Annotated in this window: 15 protein-coding genes and 1 pseudogene; 13 read left to right on the top strand and 3 right to left on the bottom strand. The window is 37.0% G+C overall.

The window, feature by feature from the left end; genetic code table 11:
• Position 1: 1 nt before the first annotated feature.
• Positions 2 to 1,675, bottom strand: a complete 1,674-nt coding sequence (locus NYE73_RS21215; protein ID WP_054548998.1) for a ribonuclease J — start codon at positions 1,673 to 1,675, stop codon at positions 2 to 4.
• Between the two features lie 264 nt (positions 1,676 to 1,939).
• On the opposite strand from NYE73_RS21215, the gene NYE73_RS24740 reads away from it, so the two are divergent.
• Positions 1,940 to 2,023 carry a hypothetical protein gene (locus NYE73_RS24740; protein WP_375543421.1) on the top strand — a complete coding sequence of 28 codons (84 nt, stop codon included), beginning with the start codon at positions 1,940 to 1,942 and terminating at the stop codon, positions 2,021 to 2,023.
• Positions 2,014 to 2,313, top strand: a pseudogene (locus NYE73_RS21210) (DUF2935 domain-containing protein); the annotation flags it as partial. The gene NYE73_RS24740 and the pseudogene NYE73_RS21210, both read left to right, overlap by 10 nt.
• A gap of 39 nt (positions 2,314 to 2,352) precedes the next feature.
• Here the strand turns inward: NYE73_RS21210 and NYE73_RS21205 are convergent.
• Complete coding sequence (locus tag NYE73_RS21205) at positions 2,353 to 2,847, bottom strand: L,D-transpeptidase family protein (protein ID WP_048394827.1); 495 nt, start codon at positions 2,845 to 2,847, stop codon at positions 2,353 to 2,355.
• A 133-nt stretch (positions 2,848 to 2,980) separates the two neighbouring features.
• Between NYE73_RS21205 and NYE73_RS21200 the strand changes: the two genes are divergently transcribed.
• The 6 genes from NYE73_RS21200 (at position 2,981) to NYE73_RS21175 (ending at position 6,665) form a co-directional block, all read left to right on the top strand.
• Positions 2,981 to 3,214 (top strand): hypothetical protein, encoded by a 234-nt coding sequence (locus NYE73_RS21200; protein WP_066038217.1) that lies wholly within the window; start codon positions 2,981 to 2,983, stop codon positions 3,212 to 3,214.
• 44 nt (positions 3,215 to 3,258) lie between these two features.
• A complete protein-coding gene (locus NYE73_RS21195; protein ID WP_004225632.1) occupies positions 3,259 to 3,468 on the top strand; it encodes a hypothetical protein in 210 nt (69 codons plus the stop codon).
• 12 nt (positions 3,469 to 3,480) lie between these two features.
• Positions 3,481 to 3,678 (top strand): hypothetical protein, encoded by a 198-nt coding sequence (locus NYE73_RS21190; protein ID WP_048394825.1) that lies wholly within the window; start codon positions 3,481 to 3,483, stop codon positions 3,676 to 3,678.
• Positions 3,679 to 3,756: 78 nt separating this feature from the next.
• Positions 3,757 to 3,945 (top strand): cysteine-rich CWC family protein, encoded by a 189-nt coding sequence (locus tag NYE73_RS21185; RefSeq protein WP_259951019.1) that lies wholly within the window; start codon positions 3,757 to 3,759, stop codon positions 3,943 to 3,945.
• A 102-nt stretch (positions 3,946 to 4,047) separates the two neighbouring features.
• Entirely contained in the window at positions 4,048 to 4,632 is a 585-nt protein-coding gene (locus NYE73_RS21180; RefSeq protein WP_004225628.1) for a DUF305 domain-containing protein, read from the top strand.
• Positions 4,633 to 4,913: 281 nt separating this feature from the next.
• A complete protein-coding gene (locus tag NYE73_RS21175; RefSeq protein ID WP_004225627.1) occupies positions 4,914 to 6,665 on the top strand; it encodes a methyl-accepting chemotaxis protein in 1,752 nt (583 codons plus the stop codon).
• A 40-nt stretch (positions 6,666 to 6,705) separates the two neighbouring features.
• Here NYE73_RS21175 and NYE73_RS21170 read toward each other — a convergent pair whose 3' ends face one another.
• Entirely contained in the window at positions 6,706 to 7,299 is a 594-nt protein-coding gene (locus NYE73_RS21170) for a metallophosphoesterase family protein (RefSeq protein ID WP_048394823.1), read from the bottom strand.
• A gap of 244 nt (positions 7,300 to 7,543) precedes the next feature.
• Between NYE73_RS21170 and NYE73_RS21165 the strand changes: the two genes are divergently transcribed.
• From NYE73_RS21165 to NYE73_RS21145, 5 genes are all read left to right on the top strand, one after another.
• On the top strand, positions 7,544 to 9,040 hold the full coding sequence (locus NYE73_RS21165; protein WP_257962115.1) for a class I adenylate-forming enzyme family protein: 1,497 nt from the start codon (positions 7,544 to 7,546) through the stop codon (positions 9,038 to 9,040).
• A gap of 150 nt (positions 9,041 to 9,190) precedes the next feature.
• Positions 9,191 to 10,240 carry a C39 family peptidase gene (locus tag NYE73_RS21160; RefSeq protein WP_259956480.1) on the top strand — a complete coding sequence of 350 codons (1,050 nt, stop codon included), beginning with the start codon at positions 9,191 to 9,193 and terminating at the stop codon, positions 10,238 to 10,240.
• 55 nt (positions 10,241 to 10,295) lie between these two features.
• Positions 10,296 to 11,528, top strand: a complete 1,233-nt coding sequence (locus NYE73_RS21155) for a carboxylate--amine ligase (protein WP_257962114.1) — start codon at positions 10,296 to 10,298, stop codon at positions 11,526 to 11,528.
• Positions 11,525 to 12,226, top strand: coding sequence for an aspartate/glutamate racemase family protein (locus tag NYE73_RS21150; RefSeq protein WP_066038221.1), 702 nt, complete (start codon positions 11,525 to 11,527; stop codon positions 12,224 to 12,226). The genes NYE73_RS21155 and NYE73_RS21150 overlap by 4 nt, the downstream gene beginning before the upstream one ends.
• 215 nt (positions 12,227 to 12,441) lie before the next feature.
• Positions 12,442 to 13,590 carry a DEAD/DEAH box helicase gene (locus NYE73_RS21145; protein WP_004225614.1) on the top strand — a complete coding sequence of 383 codons (1,149 nt, stop codon included), beginning with the start codon at positions 12,442 to 12,444 and terminating at the stop codon, positions 13,588 to 13,590.

The raw sequence follows: 13,590 nt of genomic DNA, 5'->3' as shown, positions 1-13,590 counted from the left end.
GTTAAATTTCAATAATAATTGGTAAAATCATGGGCTTTCTTTTTGTTTGGGTAAATAAATATTGTCCAACAGCTCTTTTAATTTCTCGGCGAAGGACATGTATTTGCTGTCTGCCCTCTTCTTGAAGCTCATTGACGATTTCTTTGGTAAGCACATTGACTTTAGTTAACAGTGCCTCGAAATCTTTAGCATAAACAAAACCACGTGAAATGGTATCGGGTTCTGAAATAAAAGCTCCGTCAGCTTTATTGAGTGTCAACACAATAACAAGCATTCCGTCTTCTGAAAGTTGCTTGCGATCACGGAGGACAATACCTTCCACCTCACCAATGCCAATCCCATCAACATAGGTATCCCCAGCAGGAATTTTCCGTGTCTGCCTTGCCTTTGAATTTTCAATATCAACTACATCACCATTTTTCATAATAAATGTATGTCCCTTTTGAACGCCAATAGATTCTGCTAATAAACGATGTTGATGTAACATACGATACTCACCATGAATAGGGATGAAGAATTTAGGCTTCATAAACGTCAGCATAAGTTTCAAGTCCTCTTGATGACCATGTCCTGATACATGCATACCTGTATGACTGGAAGAACCATAAATAACCTTAGCACCAAGCTGAAATAAATTGTCTACAATGCGAGAAACGCCCTTTTCATTACCTGGGATTGGTGAAGCCGCAAGAATGACTGTATCGTCTGGTAAAACCTTAATTTCACGATGATTACCATTTGCTATTCTTGCTAGTGCAGCTAGAGGCTCACCTTGGCTACCTGTGCAGAGGACCACGACATCTTCTGGTGGGAGGTATTTGACCTCTCGTGCATCAATTAACAGATCTTCTGGTACAAATAAATAACCTCGTTCAATCGCGACATCAACGACATTGACCATGCTACGCCCTACTAAAGCTAGCTTCCTATTGGTGGCAATTGCAGCATGTACGATTTGTTGGATGCGATTAACATTTGAAGCAAAGGTTGAGATGATTACTTTTCGTTCAGCATGTAAAAAGGCTTCCTCGATATGATGCCCTACAAGTTGCTCAGAAGGGGTCAAACCTGGTCTTTCTGCATTTGTACTTTCTGAAATAAGGACAAGCACACCCTTTGAACCGATTTCAGCCATTTTATGAATATCAGCAAACTGATTGTTAACGGGCGTTAGATCAAATTTAAAGTCTCCCGTATGGACAACATTTCCTTCAGGGGTAGCTAAAACGATTCCTAAACAATCGGGTATACTATGATTGGTTCTAAAGAAACTAATATCGATTTGTCCTAAATGTAGTGCTGAATCAGCATGAATTTCAATTAAATCCGTTTCTCTTAAAAGTTTATGTTCCTTAAGCTTTAACTCAATAAGTCCGAGGGTGAATCGGGTAGCATACACAGGGACGTTTAATTTTTTTAATAAATAGGGAATTCCACCAATATGATCCTCATGTCCATGTGTGACAATTAATGCCTTAATTTTCTCCTTATTATCAAGTAAAAACGTAATATCAGGAATGATTAAATCAATTCCGAGCAGGGTTTCATCCGGAAATTTTGCTCCACAATCAATAATAATTATGTCATCTGCATATTGTACTACATACATATTTTTACCAATTTCATTTATCCCACCTAGGGCGAATATGGATAATAGCTGTTTACTTGTTGACAACGTATTTCCCTCCTATAGTTTTAAATAAAGCCATCTAAATGGTTTTGCCATAGGTAGTATAGCTTTTAGCATTTCATCCTATACGAAATTTACAGTAAGACTAATTGTATAGCACGAAGAATAGAATGGGGAGATAACAGAAAGCAAAGACAGCTCGAGGGAAGTTTTTTAGTTTATTTCTCTAAAATCAAGATAAGAGGAGGTAGACCTTTGTCAAATTTTGTGCAACATGCCATTTTCGAGCATAGATTTTGGCTAGAAATCATGCAAAACCACGCTCAATTTATTCATGACGCCCTCTATCCCTCAGAAAAGGATGATATTCAAAGAGCCCATAGAAGCGTTTGAAGCAAAAGAGCCATGAGTTTGCTCAACACTTTGAGCAATTTTATTTAAAGGCTGTTGAATTAACAGGCTATTTACGTACGAATATGAATTCCTTTCCTGCTTTAAAACGCTTTAGTAAAGATGTTGAGCTTGAAATGACATTATTTAAAACATTTTTAAGAGAGCTAGAAGAGATGGAGCTAAGTGCAGAGGTGCTAGGTGCATTTACAGCTCCTATGGCGGATCATATGTGGCGTGAGGAGCAATACTATTTAACGAAGCTCGCACAGGCTAGAGAACAAGATAAGTAAAACAAGAGGCTATCTAAACTAACTAGATAGCCTTTTAAGTTAGGGATGAATCACTACTTCTGTACCTATTGGCACAATACTGGCTAGCTCTTCAACATCTCGATTTTGCATGCGGATACACCCATGTGAAACAGCATGCCCAATAGAGCTAGGATCATTTGTGCCATGAATTCCGTAGTGTTGTTTAGAAAGACTCATCCACATCGTGCCAAAAGGACCACCAGGGTTTGGCGCTTTATTGATGATCATAAAACTACCTACTGGTGTTTCGTGAAGCATGCGTCCAACTGCAATTGGGTATTGTTTTTGAAGGATATTGTCTCTATATAAACGGAGCCAGCGATTGTTGGTAGATATCTCAATACGGTAAGGAATTGTGTCGGGCTCAGGCAAGCCAGGGATGACGATTTGTTGACCCATGAAAAGATGATCAGGCTGAATTCCTGGATTAGCAGCGAGAATGGATGCCAAAGATGTACGGTAATCTTGAGAAATTTGAGTAAGGGTTTCACCAGCTTTGACAGTATGAATCAATTATTGTTCCCTCCAATGCAAAGGTTTATTGCTCTACTATATGCATCAGATGTTTTATGTAATTTTAGGAATGCAAGGTTTTTCAGTTTCTGGACAGAATAAGCGGTGACATTCAGGATTAAGGGGCATAAAGATGAAGGAATTTAAAATTACGTATTTTTTTGATGAGGTACATTATGTACGAAGATTCATTTTTATTGAATCGCAACAAGAGGCAGAAAAATTAGTGAAAAATGAACGTGATCAATATATCTCCTTTACGGATAGTAGGGGGATATACCATGAACTGCACACAAAACATGTACGAGTTATTCAAAAAGCTGAGTATCATCGAATTGATAAAAGTGCGAAAGAGAAAGACACATAATCTGTTCAGCATTACACACATTATAGGAAAAGGAGTGTGACAGAATGGACATCGAAAAAATACCACATGAAAAGAAAATGTTCATGAATTTAAATAGTAAGGACAAGCCTGACATGGTTGAATCAGATACGATTAGTCTTTTCGATCTGCATGAGGATATGCAAACTGTAGATGCCATTCCGATAGAGGAACTCAATAAGCGTGTAAAAAGAGAAGGCGACGAATTAATTGAAATGCAGCCAGATGAATTATAGGAGGTAAAAATGATGAATCGTGAAAAAGACATCCAGTTTACATCTGCAGGCACAAATATTAACGAAGTGAAGCAAAAAAATGCAGAGGCAGGATTATCCTATAATGAAGTGAAGGCCCTGCTAGCAAAAAGTGGCGGACGTGGAACATCTATTTATAGTGACACTGACATTGAAGAGGTAAAACAAGATATACACAAGCATCAACATTAAAGTTTTGGGAGGAGCAAGGTATTTAGCGCTCTTCCCTTTTTATTTTACAATGATGAAAAATAAAGGAGTTGTGAAAGCATGTCAACTGGAGAAATGAAATGTCCATTATGCGGAGGCGAAAACCATTGTGGCGTGGCAAAAGGTGAAAAAGAGTGCTGGTGTATGACAGTTAGCATTCCAGAAACCCTGTTAACTACAGTGCAAAGAGAGCCAAATCTATGCATTTGTTCAACATGCATAGCTACATATAAGAAAGAGGAAGTATAGTTTTTTACGATGATAAAGGTTGGTAAAAATTGAGCAATTGGTACAATTGTCTATCGCACAACAACCTAGCAGGCATACATTACTCTGAAAGGAGTGTGTCTAATGGCTAAACCAATTGAACTCAGTAATGTGACAAAGGCATATTTAGAGGAATATCAGCGAATCCTCAAAAAAATGATGCAGGGTATGACCTATGTAACCATTACTTGTAGTATCTCAGAAAATTTTATTAAGCAAATCATCCCTCATCAAGTTGCAGCAATACAAATGTCTGAAAATGTTTTACGTTATACAACGAATATACCTGTGCAAAATCTCGCCTTAGAAATCATTCGCACACATACAGAAATGGTTGAGAGTCTTGAAGCGATACAAAATCGATGTTGTGTCGTACAAAATTCAGAGTATGAATTATACGAGTATATGTGTGCTTACAAAGAAATTACAGAAGCTATGTTCAATGCAATGTGTGCTCCACCAGTCTCTAATAGCATTAATATCAATTATCTTCGGGAAATGATTGTCCATCATCAGGGTGGTATACGACTGGCACAAAATGTGCTTAGATTCTGCATCTGTCAAGAGTTAATTCCAATCCTACGTTGCATGATTCAAACGCTGTGTGAGCAACTAGAAGCCATGGAAAAGCTACTGGATAGTTTACAAAATTGCGATTGCGAGTGCTAGCACTAACGAGAAGTTTATATGGGAAGAAGGCGCTAAATCAATCAGGATTTTAGCGCTTTTTCTGCGTAAAGACAGTGTTTAACTAAGAAAATAAGAAATTGTCAATAAAGTGGACGAAAAAATAATAAAGTGTAAAGAATTAAATGAGAATCTATTTTTGTCATTCTATTGTTGGTAAAATATATATGTTTTATTAGTTGAAGGTAATGAAGAGAAATCTATAATTGGCTTTAAAATATTGGTAATTTTAATTTACTTGAATACAACTAGGAGTGGGAGCTATGTTCAAAAGGAAGAAGATTAATCAAAGTTATGATTATTTTTCGGCTACGAAAAATTCAGACATCGAAACAAATGAACGCTTTAAAGAAAAATTGGATTTCCTTGCTTTATCTAGAATTAGAAGAGAATCTGTTGGGTTTTTACGTAAAATTTATGAGAATAATCGACAGCATATACTCGATAATTTTTATGCTCGTCTACTGGAAATCCCAGAGTTTAATCATGTCATCAATACACATTCGACAGTAGAGCGCTTAAAAGGATTATTTGATACACATTTTATTAGCTTATTTGATGATGAATTAGATTTAGATTATGTCTTTAAGCGTCGTAAAATTGCTTATGTTCATGCAAGAATTGGTGTACTACCGAATTGGATGATATCTGCCTATACACTGATTAATCAATTAATCATTCCACTTATTGTCAAAGAACTATCTCGTGATGAAGAAAAAATGCTGGATGTTTTATTGTCTTACGATAGCTTAGTAACAATTGATCAACAAATTATTTTGGAGACCTATATTGAAATTCAAGCAGGATCTGTAGTAAATGGATTAGGTGAAATAATTACTTATAATACACAGTTAGACACCATTAAGGAACTGATTGAATTTCAGGAGATTCAGCAACAGGAGATTGTTGCAGCAGATCAATTAATGCATGAGTTAGACGAAAGTATTGAAGAAATTGCCACATCAGTGGGTGATATTTCAGAGCAAACAAAGCATGCCTTTAAAAAATTAAATCAGGATTTGGAATCATTACAACAAGTATCATCTATTTTACAGACAACCGATGAAGGCCATAAATCAATGCAGGAAGATATTAGGCGTTTAGTTGAGCGTGTAAATAGTGTAGCGAAATTAATGGAATTAATAAAAAAAATAGCAGATCAAACAAATTTGTTGGCTTTAAATGCATCAATAGAGGCCGCTCGTGCTGGAGAAGCAGGAAAAGGTTTTGCGGTTGTTGCAGAGGAAGTTCGGAAACTTGCTGATGATACAAGTACATCTGTCAAATCTATACATACAGATATACAGGAGCTACTTCATATTACCCATAATATTAGTTCATTAACGACTCAATTTTCCCAAGATTTACATCAAGGTGTTACAGATACCTTATATATATCACAGACGCTAGCTGAGCTAAATAAAAACTTACAGCAGCAGGGGGCGCGCTTTGAGGAAATAGCTACAACGACAAAGGTACAGGCACAATCTGCTACTACTATTTCTGAACGTAACCATACAATTACAGAGAGCATGCAAAAAAGTAAGGTAATCGTTTTTGATATGGGCTCCGCCATTTATAAATTAAGTAAAATGATTGATGGATACCGATCCACAACAATTTCTAAAAACTTTATTATTAGCCAAGAGGATATTATTGAATTAGCTATTACCGATCACCTATTGTGGAGATGGAAAATCTACAATTTGCTACTAGGCTTTGAAACGATGACGGAGCAGGATGTAGGGTCTCCAAAAGAATCACGCCTTGGCGAATGGTACTACGGCACAGGAAAGAAACTGTTAGGTGATGAGCGTGTCTACGCAGAGTTAGAACAACCATTTATTCACGTGCATGATATAGCAAAAAAAGCAGTGCGTGAGTACAATGTAGGCAATAAAACGGGCGCTGAAAAATACCTGAAAGAAATTACGGATGAATCGTATGTTGTAATTGAAAAATTAAAAGAGTTAAAGGAAATTTTATTGAGTGAGAAAAAGCAATATATTCATTAAAAAATGGAAAGCAAGCTAGTCTACATACTAGCTTGCTCTTTTATAGATTAATAGGTGGAACACACATAAATGTCACTGTACGCTTTTGGCTATCATAAAGACACCATTCACGGTGATTGATAACAGAGCCTACATTCACACCATATTGTTTGTCTTGTAAAGCAATTGGTTGCCCGTAGCGAATACGAATCGGCAGCTTTTTTTGTTGATGATAAAGACCTGATTCGTGACTATGCCCGAAGAAAAATAATGGTTTTTGAAAGTGTGGGAAAGTCGGTTGCCAGCTTACATTCCACCTAAATTGATGTCCGTGCATAAGCGTGGCTCCATCAATCTCTATTGTCTCTGGTAAAGCTTTAAAACGTTCAATGCCAGTGACCTGAGTAATACGTTCTTCTTGATTGCCTCGAATAGAGGGGAAGGTTAGCAGTTTTTCAAATTCACTTTCTACTATGGCCGCCTTTTGCAAAGGTAAGCCAGATATGGTTTGTGCCTTTTTCTTACTAACAGTGCATTCATATAAATCCCCTAACCCAATGATTGTTGCTTCCTCTGCTGTTTGTTGAATATGAGCTAGAACAGCTTTAGTGTCTTCTATATTAGAATGTAAATCTCCTAAAAGTGCATAAAGCATTTAAACCCGGCCTTTCCTAATAATAATCGTACAAGTATCATACACCTAATAGAAATTACTAGAAAAGTAAAATGTCTAAGAATATTTCGTTACTTCAGCTACATATTTTGAATGTGTGGAAAAATTGCCAAGAAATACATTGCTTGATAAAATATAATCGTAATTTTCAGAATTTTAAGAAGTTTAATAGTTTCCCATTCTTGTTTATTTAATAATAATAAAATGAAAGTATGGAGGGCTTATAATGACGAAGTTTATGACAGATATTCTTGAAGACTATGCAAGGCAACAACCAAATGCAATTGCAACATTGTATGATGGAAAGGCAATAAGCTATCATGATTTTTACCAACGTGTAGAAAGATTTGCGACTTACTTGCAGGAACAAGATTTTAAAAAGGATGATGTGATTGCCCTATATACGCTCAATTCAGATTTATTTTTAATCGCATATTTAGGTGTCCAATTAGCTGGATTTATTGTGATGCCAATTAACACTAAATTAGCTGCTCCTGAGGTTGATTTTATTTTTAATCATTCTCAAGCAAGGGGCTTAATTTTTGATGAAAGATTAACAGAGGTATTAGAGGACGTTTCTTATTCATTCCAACATACAATCGGATTTCAAGAAATGAAAAACATAATTGAATATGATAATCGTGCTAGAAAAATTGTGCAATTAGAGGCTGACGATACGGCAGTGGTCATGTATACGTCGGGAACAACAGGTAAACCCAAAGGCGTCATGCTAACGCATCAGAATATCGTGGCTACAGCAGATATTTGGTCGTCTTCTATGAATATGTCTAGCAGGGACAAAATGTTTATTTGTACGCCTTTGTTTCATTGTGCAGGTCTTCATGTATTTGCTATGCCTATGTTTTATAGAGGGGGAACAGTGGTCATTGAAGAAGCATTTTCACCAACTAAAACGTTAGCTCAAATTGTAGCTACTGAGGCGACAATTTTCTTTGGTGTTCCATCTATGTATACCATTATATTAAATACTCCTGGATTCAAGGAACATAGCTTTAATCATTTACGTTTACTATGTTACGGTGCTGCCCCGATGCCTTATGAGCTTGTAAAGCAAGTGAAAGAAGCATTTCCAAATGTAAAGGTTCAAAATCTTTATGGTCAAACTGAAAATTCACCTGCAGCTACCTCTTTATTAGATACGGATGCATTGACGAAAATTGGCTCAGTTGGAAAACCATTAGCACAGACAGAGGTTTGTGTAGTTGATAGTGAAGGAAAGACCGTACCAGCTGGAGAGGTGGGCGAAATATGCGTAAGAGGACCACAAGTAATGAAGGGCTATTTACGCAATCCAGAGGAAACAGCAAGAGCGATTAGGGATGGCTGGTTGTACTCAGGCGATTTAGGACGCTTTGATGAGGAAGGCTATTTATATATTGTAGATCGAAAAAAAGATATGATTATTCGTGGTGGAGAAAATATTTACCCAATCGAAATAGAAGAAGTTCTATATCAAATGCCGGAAATTTTAGAAGCAGCAGTGGTTGGATTGCCACATGAAGTATATGGAGAAGTACCAAAAGCATTTGTTGTGTTAAAGGAAGGGAAGTCTCTTGATGAAAATTCGATACTATCCTATTGTCAAACACGACTTGCCAAATACAAAGTACCTTATGAAATTGAATTTTTAATAGAATTGCCACGAAATGCCTCGGGGAAGGTACTAAAGCATACATTACGGCCGAAAGTGACAACAATTTAAGACAGTTCAATTATCCTTTGGCATAATTGCTATCCAGATTTTTGGGGTTCACTGTCTTGTGTAACTCGCTATTAGTACAAAAAATAGTTACTAAATAAAGATAAAATAGGAACGGCTATGAAAGTATCGTATAATAGAGTCTACGACAAATTGAATAATGAGAATGGCGAAGAGGCTGCTCTTCGCCTTAGAATAGGAGCGGAATTTGTCTTGTGGACGGGGTATAAACGCCTTTTACTTATTGGCATTTTGATTATTATGTTACTTTCAGGCTGTCAGCCATTTTCTTGGCAAGGTGCTGAACAAAAAAATCAATTAACGGTTTTAACAGTAGAATTTAATAGCGGGGCACCTATTCCAAATCTTTTCCTTACGGTTACAGATGTACAAACAGGTGATGTAGTGGAAGAAGCGATTGGTTCAGAAGAGGGAGAAGCTATATTTTCGAAGCTAAAGGCAGGGAGAGAATATGCAATTGCGGCAACGACACTTGAAAATAGTACGACAAATAATGGGTATACAACAATCGAGAATTTCACTTACGATACAACAAAGCCCTATTATCGATTGCAAACACACTTTTTAAGAGACGATCAGGAGTTAGATGTCCCTGTTGTCATGCAAAACCCCGAGCTGCCACATGGCTGTGAAATTACTTCACTTACAGCCGTATTAAATTATTTTGGAATGAATGTGTCGAAGCTCGAAATGACTGACAAGTATTTACCAAAGCAAGAAATACGAACAGTAGGCAATCAACGTTTTGGACCAAATCCCAATGAAGCTTTTGCAGGTAATCCTCGTGATAAAGCTCGTGGCATGTATGTTTTTGCTGCTCCAATTGTCAAAGCGGCTGAGGCAGTTATTACAGATAAACAAGCTGGCTTACATGTCAAAAATATGAGTAACGCCTCACAGGATGACATTTTACAGCTTGTGCGTGAAGGTATTCCTGTCGTGACATGGGTAACGCTAGATTTATCAAAGCCTAAACGAAAAGCAGAAAGAGGCTGGATTTATACAGGTGAAACGACTCGACATGATGCTTTTATGAACTTACATGCAGTCGTCTTAACGGGACATTTAGGTGATAAGGTAGTCGTAATGGATCCTTTAAAAGGGTATGTTACTTACAATGTCGATCAATTTTTCAAAAGTTATCAGGAATTAGGCAAACAAGCTGTAGCTGTTCATAAATAAGCTATAAATCATTAGTATGTTACACTAATAAAAAAGTAAAAGTGAGTTGAGTAGAATGGCCATTGAGCACGTTTTTTTACCTGTTTTACTTGGAGATGAAATGAATGCTTATGGCATGGCCAGAGCATTTTACGAAGCCTATGGTGTGAAGCCACTTGCACTAAACCATACGAACATGGAAAAAATTCAACAAAGTGACTTATGGACTTTTCGCGAGATACCGCGACTTCATATCGAAGAAAGATTTGTGACCGCCCTAAAAGCCATAGCGGAGGAGTTCCGAGACAAAAAATTACTGCTATTAGCCTGTGATGAATTTTATGTCAAAAGAATCGTAGAACACAAAGAAGAGTTAGCAGAGGATTTTCTAGTTCCCTATGTAGACGCCACACTTGCGCATCAACTTTTAACTCGTGAAAGCATGTATGAGCTATGTGCACAATTTGGTTTTCAATACCCTGCTACACATGTATGCACGGTGAATGATTATGAAGACTACAACATGCCATTTGATTATCCAGTTGTCATTAAGCCCATGAATATGACAAAATATGCTACTTGTATTTTTCCTGGTAAGAAAAAAGTATATATTGCATATGATAAGGACGAAAAGGACAGTATATTACGTGCTATCTATAAAGAATCAGCTTATCGTGATGATCTGATGATTCAACAATATATACCAGGTGAAGACGCTAACATGCGTGTTGTTAATGCATATATAGGACAAGATGGGAAGGCAAAACTTCTTGCCGTAGGAAACCCTATTTTAGAAGAGCATTCTCCAGAAGGGATAGGACGTTATGTAGCGATTATGACAACCTATCATCAGGAATTAATGGATAATGTTAAGCTATTCCTTGAAGCGATACAATTCAAAGGCTTTGCCACATTTGATATGAAATATGATGATCGTGATGGTCAATATAAATTGTTGAGTATTGAATTACATAATGAACTTTCCAATTATTATGTGACGGCCAGTGGCTTTAATTTAATGCAGTATGTAGCGAACGATTATGTTCGAGGAAGTAAACAACAACTAACATATGTGAGGAACAAGCATCTTTGGACAATTGTACCGAATGGTGTGCTTTTCAAATATGTTCAAAATGAACAACTAGTAATGGAGGCGAAAAGTTTAATTCGTCAAGGTATGGCTACAGATTCTATTTTTAATTATAAGGATATGAATGCAAAACGTTGGTTGAATGTCACGCTTGATAATTTAAGCTTTTATCGTAGCTATAAGAAATATTTTAATAACAAAGGTCTGTCTAACACATGAAAAAACAAACTTTAGGTATAATTGGTGGCGTTGGTCCACTTGCAACAATGTTTATAGGAGAAATGATTGTAAGACGTACGAAAGCACAAAAAGATCAGGATCATTTACATACCATTATTGATAATGATACAAATATTCCTGACCGTACGGCCTTTATTTTAGATAATACAAAGGATAATCCAGTTCCAGTCATTATTGAGGATGCAAAAAAACTAGCTTCGGTAGGAGCAGACATAATAGCGATCCCATGTAATACGGCGCATACGTTTTATCAAGAAATTGAAGAGGGTTCTCCTATACCTGTCTTGCATATGATTCGCGAAACAGCGAAGCGTGCTGCTGATTTAGGAGCAAAGCGAGTAGGTATTTTAGCAACAACAGGCACGTTAACATCACGGATGTATCAGGAAGCACTTGAGGAGTTTGGTATTACACCAGTTGTTCCAGATAATGAAATGAGATCCTATGTGATGTCGATCATTTATGATTATGTCAAGGCTGGGAAGGATGTTACGCTAGAAGATTGGCAACCGATAGAAGAGGCGATGCTAGCACTAAATTGTGATCGAATTGTATTAGGTTGTACAGAGCTATCTGTTGTAAACAGAGATTTAAAGCTAAGTGACATTTATATTGATTCATTAATCGTTTTAGCTGAATGTGCCATTTTAGCTTGTGGTTATGAATTAGTCGATTAGTTGAATTGAAAAGAATCTGCTTGCTTTTCACGGGTAAGCTACAATTCTTGAAAGAGTTGTGGACAGGCTTACTTTCCGTGTTGAGTGAAGCAGATTTTTTATGAAAGGAAGCAATGTTCTCTTGAAACGATTAGACAATTGCTTACGTACATATAAAGTAGGAACCTACGGAGTGTGTTAAACTAGTGTCAAGTAGATAGAAGGTGGGAAATAACATGTCAGTCATAAATTTATTAAAAGAAGAACTACAAGCAAAATGGAACTTTGAAACACCCATGAAAATTCAAGATGAAATGATACCAGCTATGCTTGAAGGCAAAGATATTGTGGCGGAATCACCAACAGGATCAGGTAAAACGTTAGCATATGTCTTACCATTATTAAATAAAGTGAATGGGGCAAAAAAGCAAACACAAGGACTGATTGTAGCTCCCTCGCAAGAGCTCGCTATGCAAATCGTAGAAGTTATTCGTGAGTGGACAGCTGGAACAGACATCACTGTTCAACAGCTGATTGGTGGTGCCAATTCTGCTCGTCAAATTGAAAAGTTGAAGAAAAAGCCAACGATTGTTGTTGGCACACCTGGGCGTTTAAACGAATTAGCACGAGCAGGAAAATTAAAACTCAAAGAAGTCGAAACAGTTATTTTAGATGAATGTGATCAATTACTAAGTCGTGAATACCGTGTTGTAATCAAATCCTTTATCGAAGGTTCTGCCTATGGCCGACAAGTTGTTGTTGTGTCGGCTACGATTACAGAGGAAATTGAATTAGTGGCAAGTCGTATGATGTTTGAGCCACTGCGTTTTAAAATAAAGCCTGAGGACATGTTAAAGGTCGGTAAAGTTGTCCATTCTTTTGTGAAGGTAGAAGAACGTGATAAAACGGATTTCCTGCGCCGACTTTCCCATACAGAGGGTTTAAGAGCGTTGGCTTTTGTTAATAATATCGATCAATTATTAATGAAGGAAACAAAACTACAATACCGTTCAGCACCGATTGTCACGCTCCATTCTGATATGAAGAAAGAAGAACGTAAAAAAGCGTTAGATGCATTCCGTAAAGGAGATGCACGTATTTTAATTGCAACAGATATTGCAGCTCGTGGTTTAGATATTGCAGGTTTAACACATGTTATTCATGTTGATGTCCCACGAACAATTGAACAGTATTTGCATCGTTCTGGTCGTACTGGGCGTGCTGGAGCTGATGGTGAAGTATTAACCTTATTATCTTATCGTGATGAAAAAACCTATAAAAAATGGACAAGGGAAATTCCGGGCAAGCCTGTGCAAAAAATATGGCATGATGGCGAGCTGATTGAAGGTAATTCTAAAACAATTGGACAGAAGCGAGGGAAATAG

The sequence above is a fragment of the Lysinibacillus sp. FSL K6-0102 genome, assembly GCF_038003545.1.
Taxonomy (GTDB): domain Bacteria; phylum Bacillota; class Bacilli; order Bacillales_A; family Planococcaceae; genus Lysinibacillus; species Lysinibacillus capsici.
The sequence above is the reverse complement of the archived record's forward strand: the minus strand, read 5'-3'. Positions and strand labels throughout refer to the sequence as shown.

Bases quoted from the DNA above. Each gene is read 5' to 3' on its own strand.
- NYE73_RS24740 (WP_375543421.1), top strand. From the start codon at position 1,940: ATGCAAAACCACGCTCAATTTATTCATGACGCCCTCTATCCCTCAGAA.
- NYE73_RS21200 (WP_066038217.1), top strand. From the start codon at position 2,981: ATGAAGGAATTTAAAATTACGTATTTTTTTGATGAGGTACATTATGTA.
- NYE73_RS21195 (WP_004225632.1), top strand. From the start codon at position 3,259: ATGGACATCGAAAAAATACCACATGAAAAGAAAATGTTCATGAATTTA.
- NYE73_RS21190 (WP_048394825.1), top strand. From the start codon at position 3,481: ATGAATCGTGAAAAAGACATCCAGTTTACATCTGCAGGCACAAATATT.
- NYE73_RS21185 (WP_259951019.1), top strand. From the start codon at position 3,757: ATGTCAACTGGAGAAATGAAATGTCCATTATGCGGAGGCGAAAACCAT.
- NYE73_RS21180 (WP_004225628.1), top strand. From the start codon at position 4,048: ATGGCTAAACCAATTGAACTCAGTAATGTGACAAAGGCATATTTAGAG.
- NYE73_RS21175 (WP_004225627.1), top strand. From the start codon at position 4,914: ATGTTCAAAAGGAAGAAGATTAATCAAAGTTATGATTATTTTTCGGCT.
- NYE73_RS21170 (WP_048394823.1), bottom strand. From the start codon at position 7,299: ATGCTTTATGCACTTTTAGGAGATTTACATTCTAATATAGAAGACACT.
- NYE73_RS21165 (WP_257962115.1), top strand. From the start codon at position 7,544: ATGACGAAGTTTATGACAGATATTCTTGAAGACTATGCAAGGCAACAA.
- NYE73_RS21155 (WP_257962114.1), top strand. From the start codon at position 10,296: ATGGCCATTGAGCACGTTTTTTTACCTGTTTTACTTGGAGATGAAATG.
- NYE73_RS21150 (WP_066038221.1), top strand. From the start codon at position 11,525: ATGAAAAAACAAACTTTAGGTATAATTGGTGGCGTTGGTCCACTTGCA.
- NYE73_RS21145 (WP_004225614.1), top strand. From the start codon at position 12,442: ATGTCAGTCATAAATTTATTAAAAGAAGAACTACAAGCAAAATGGAAC.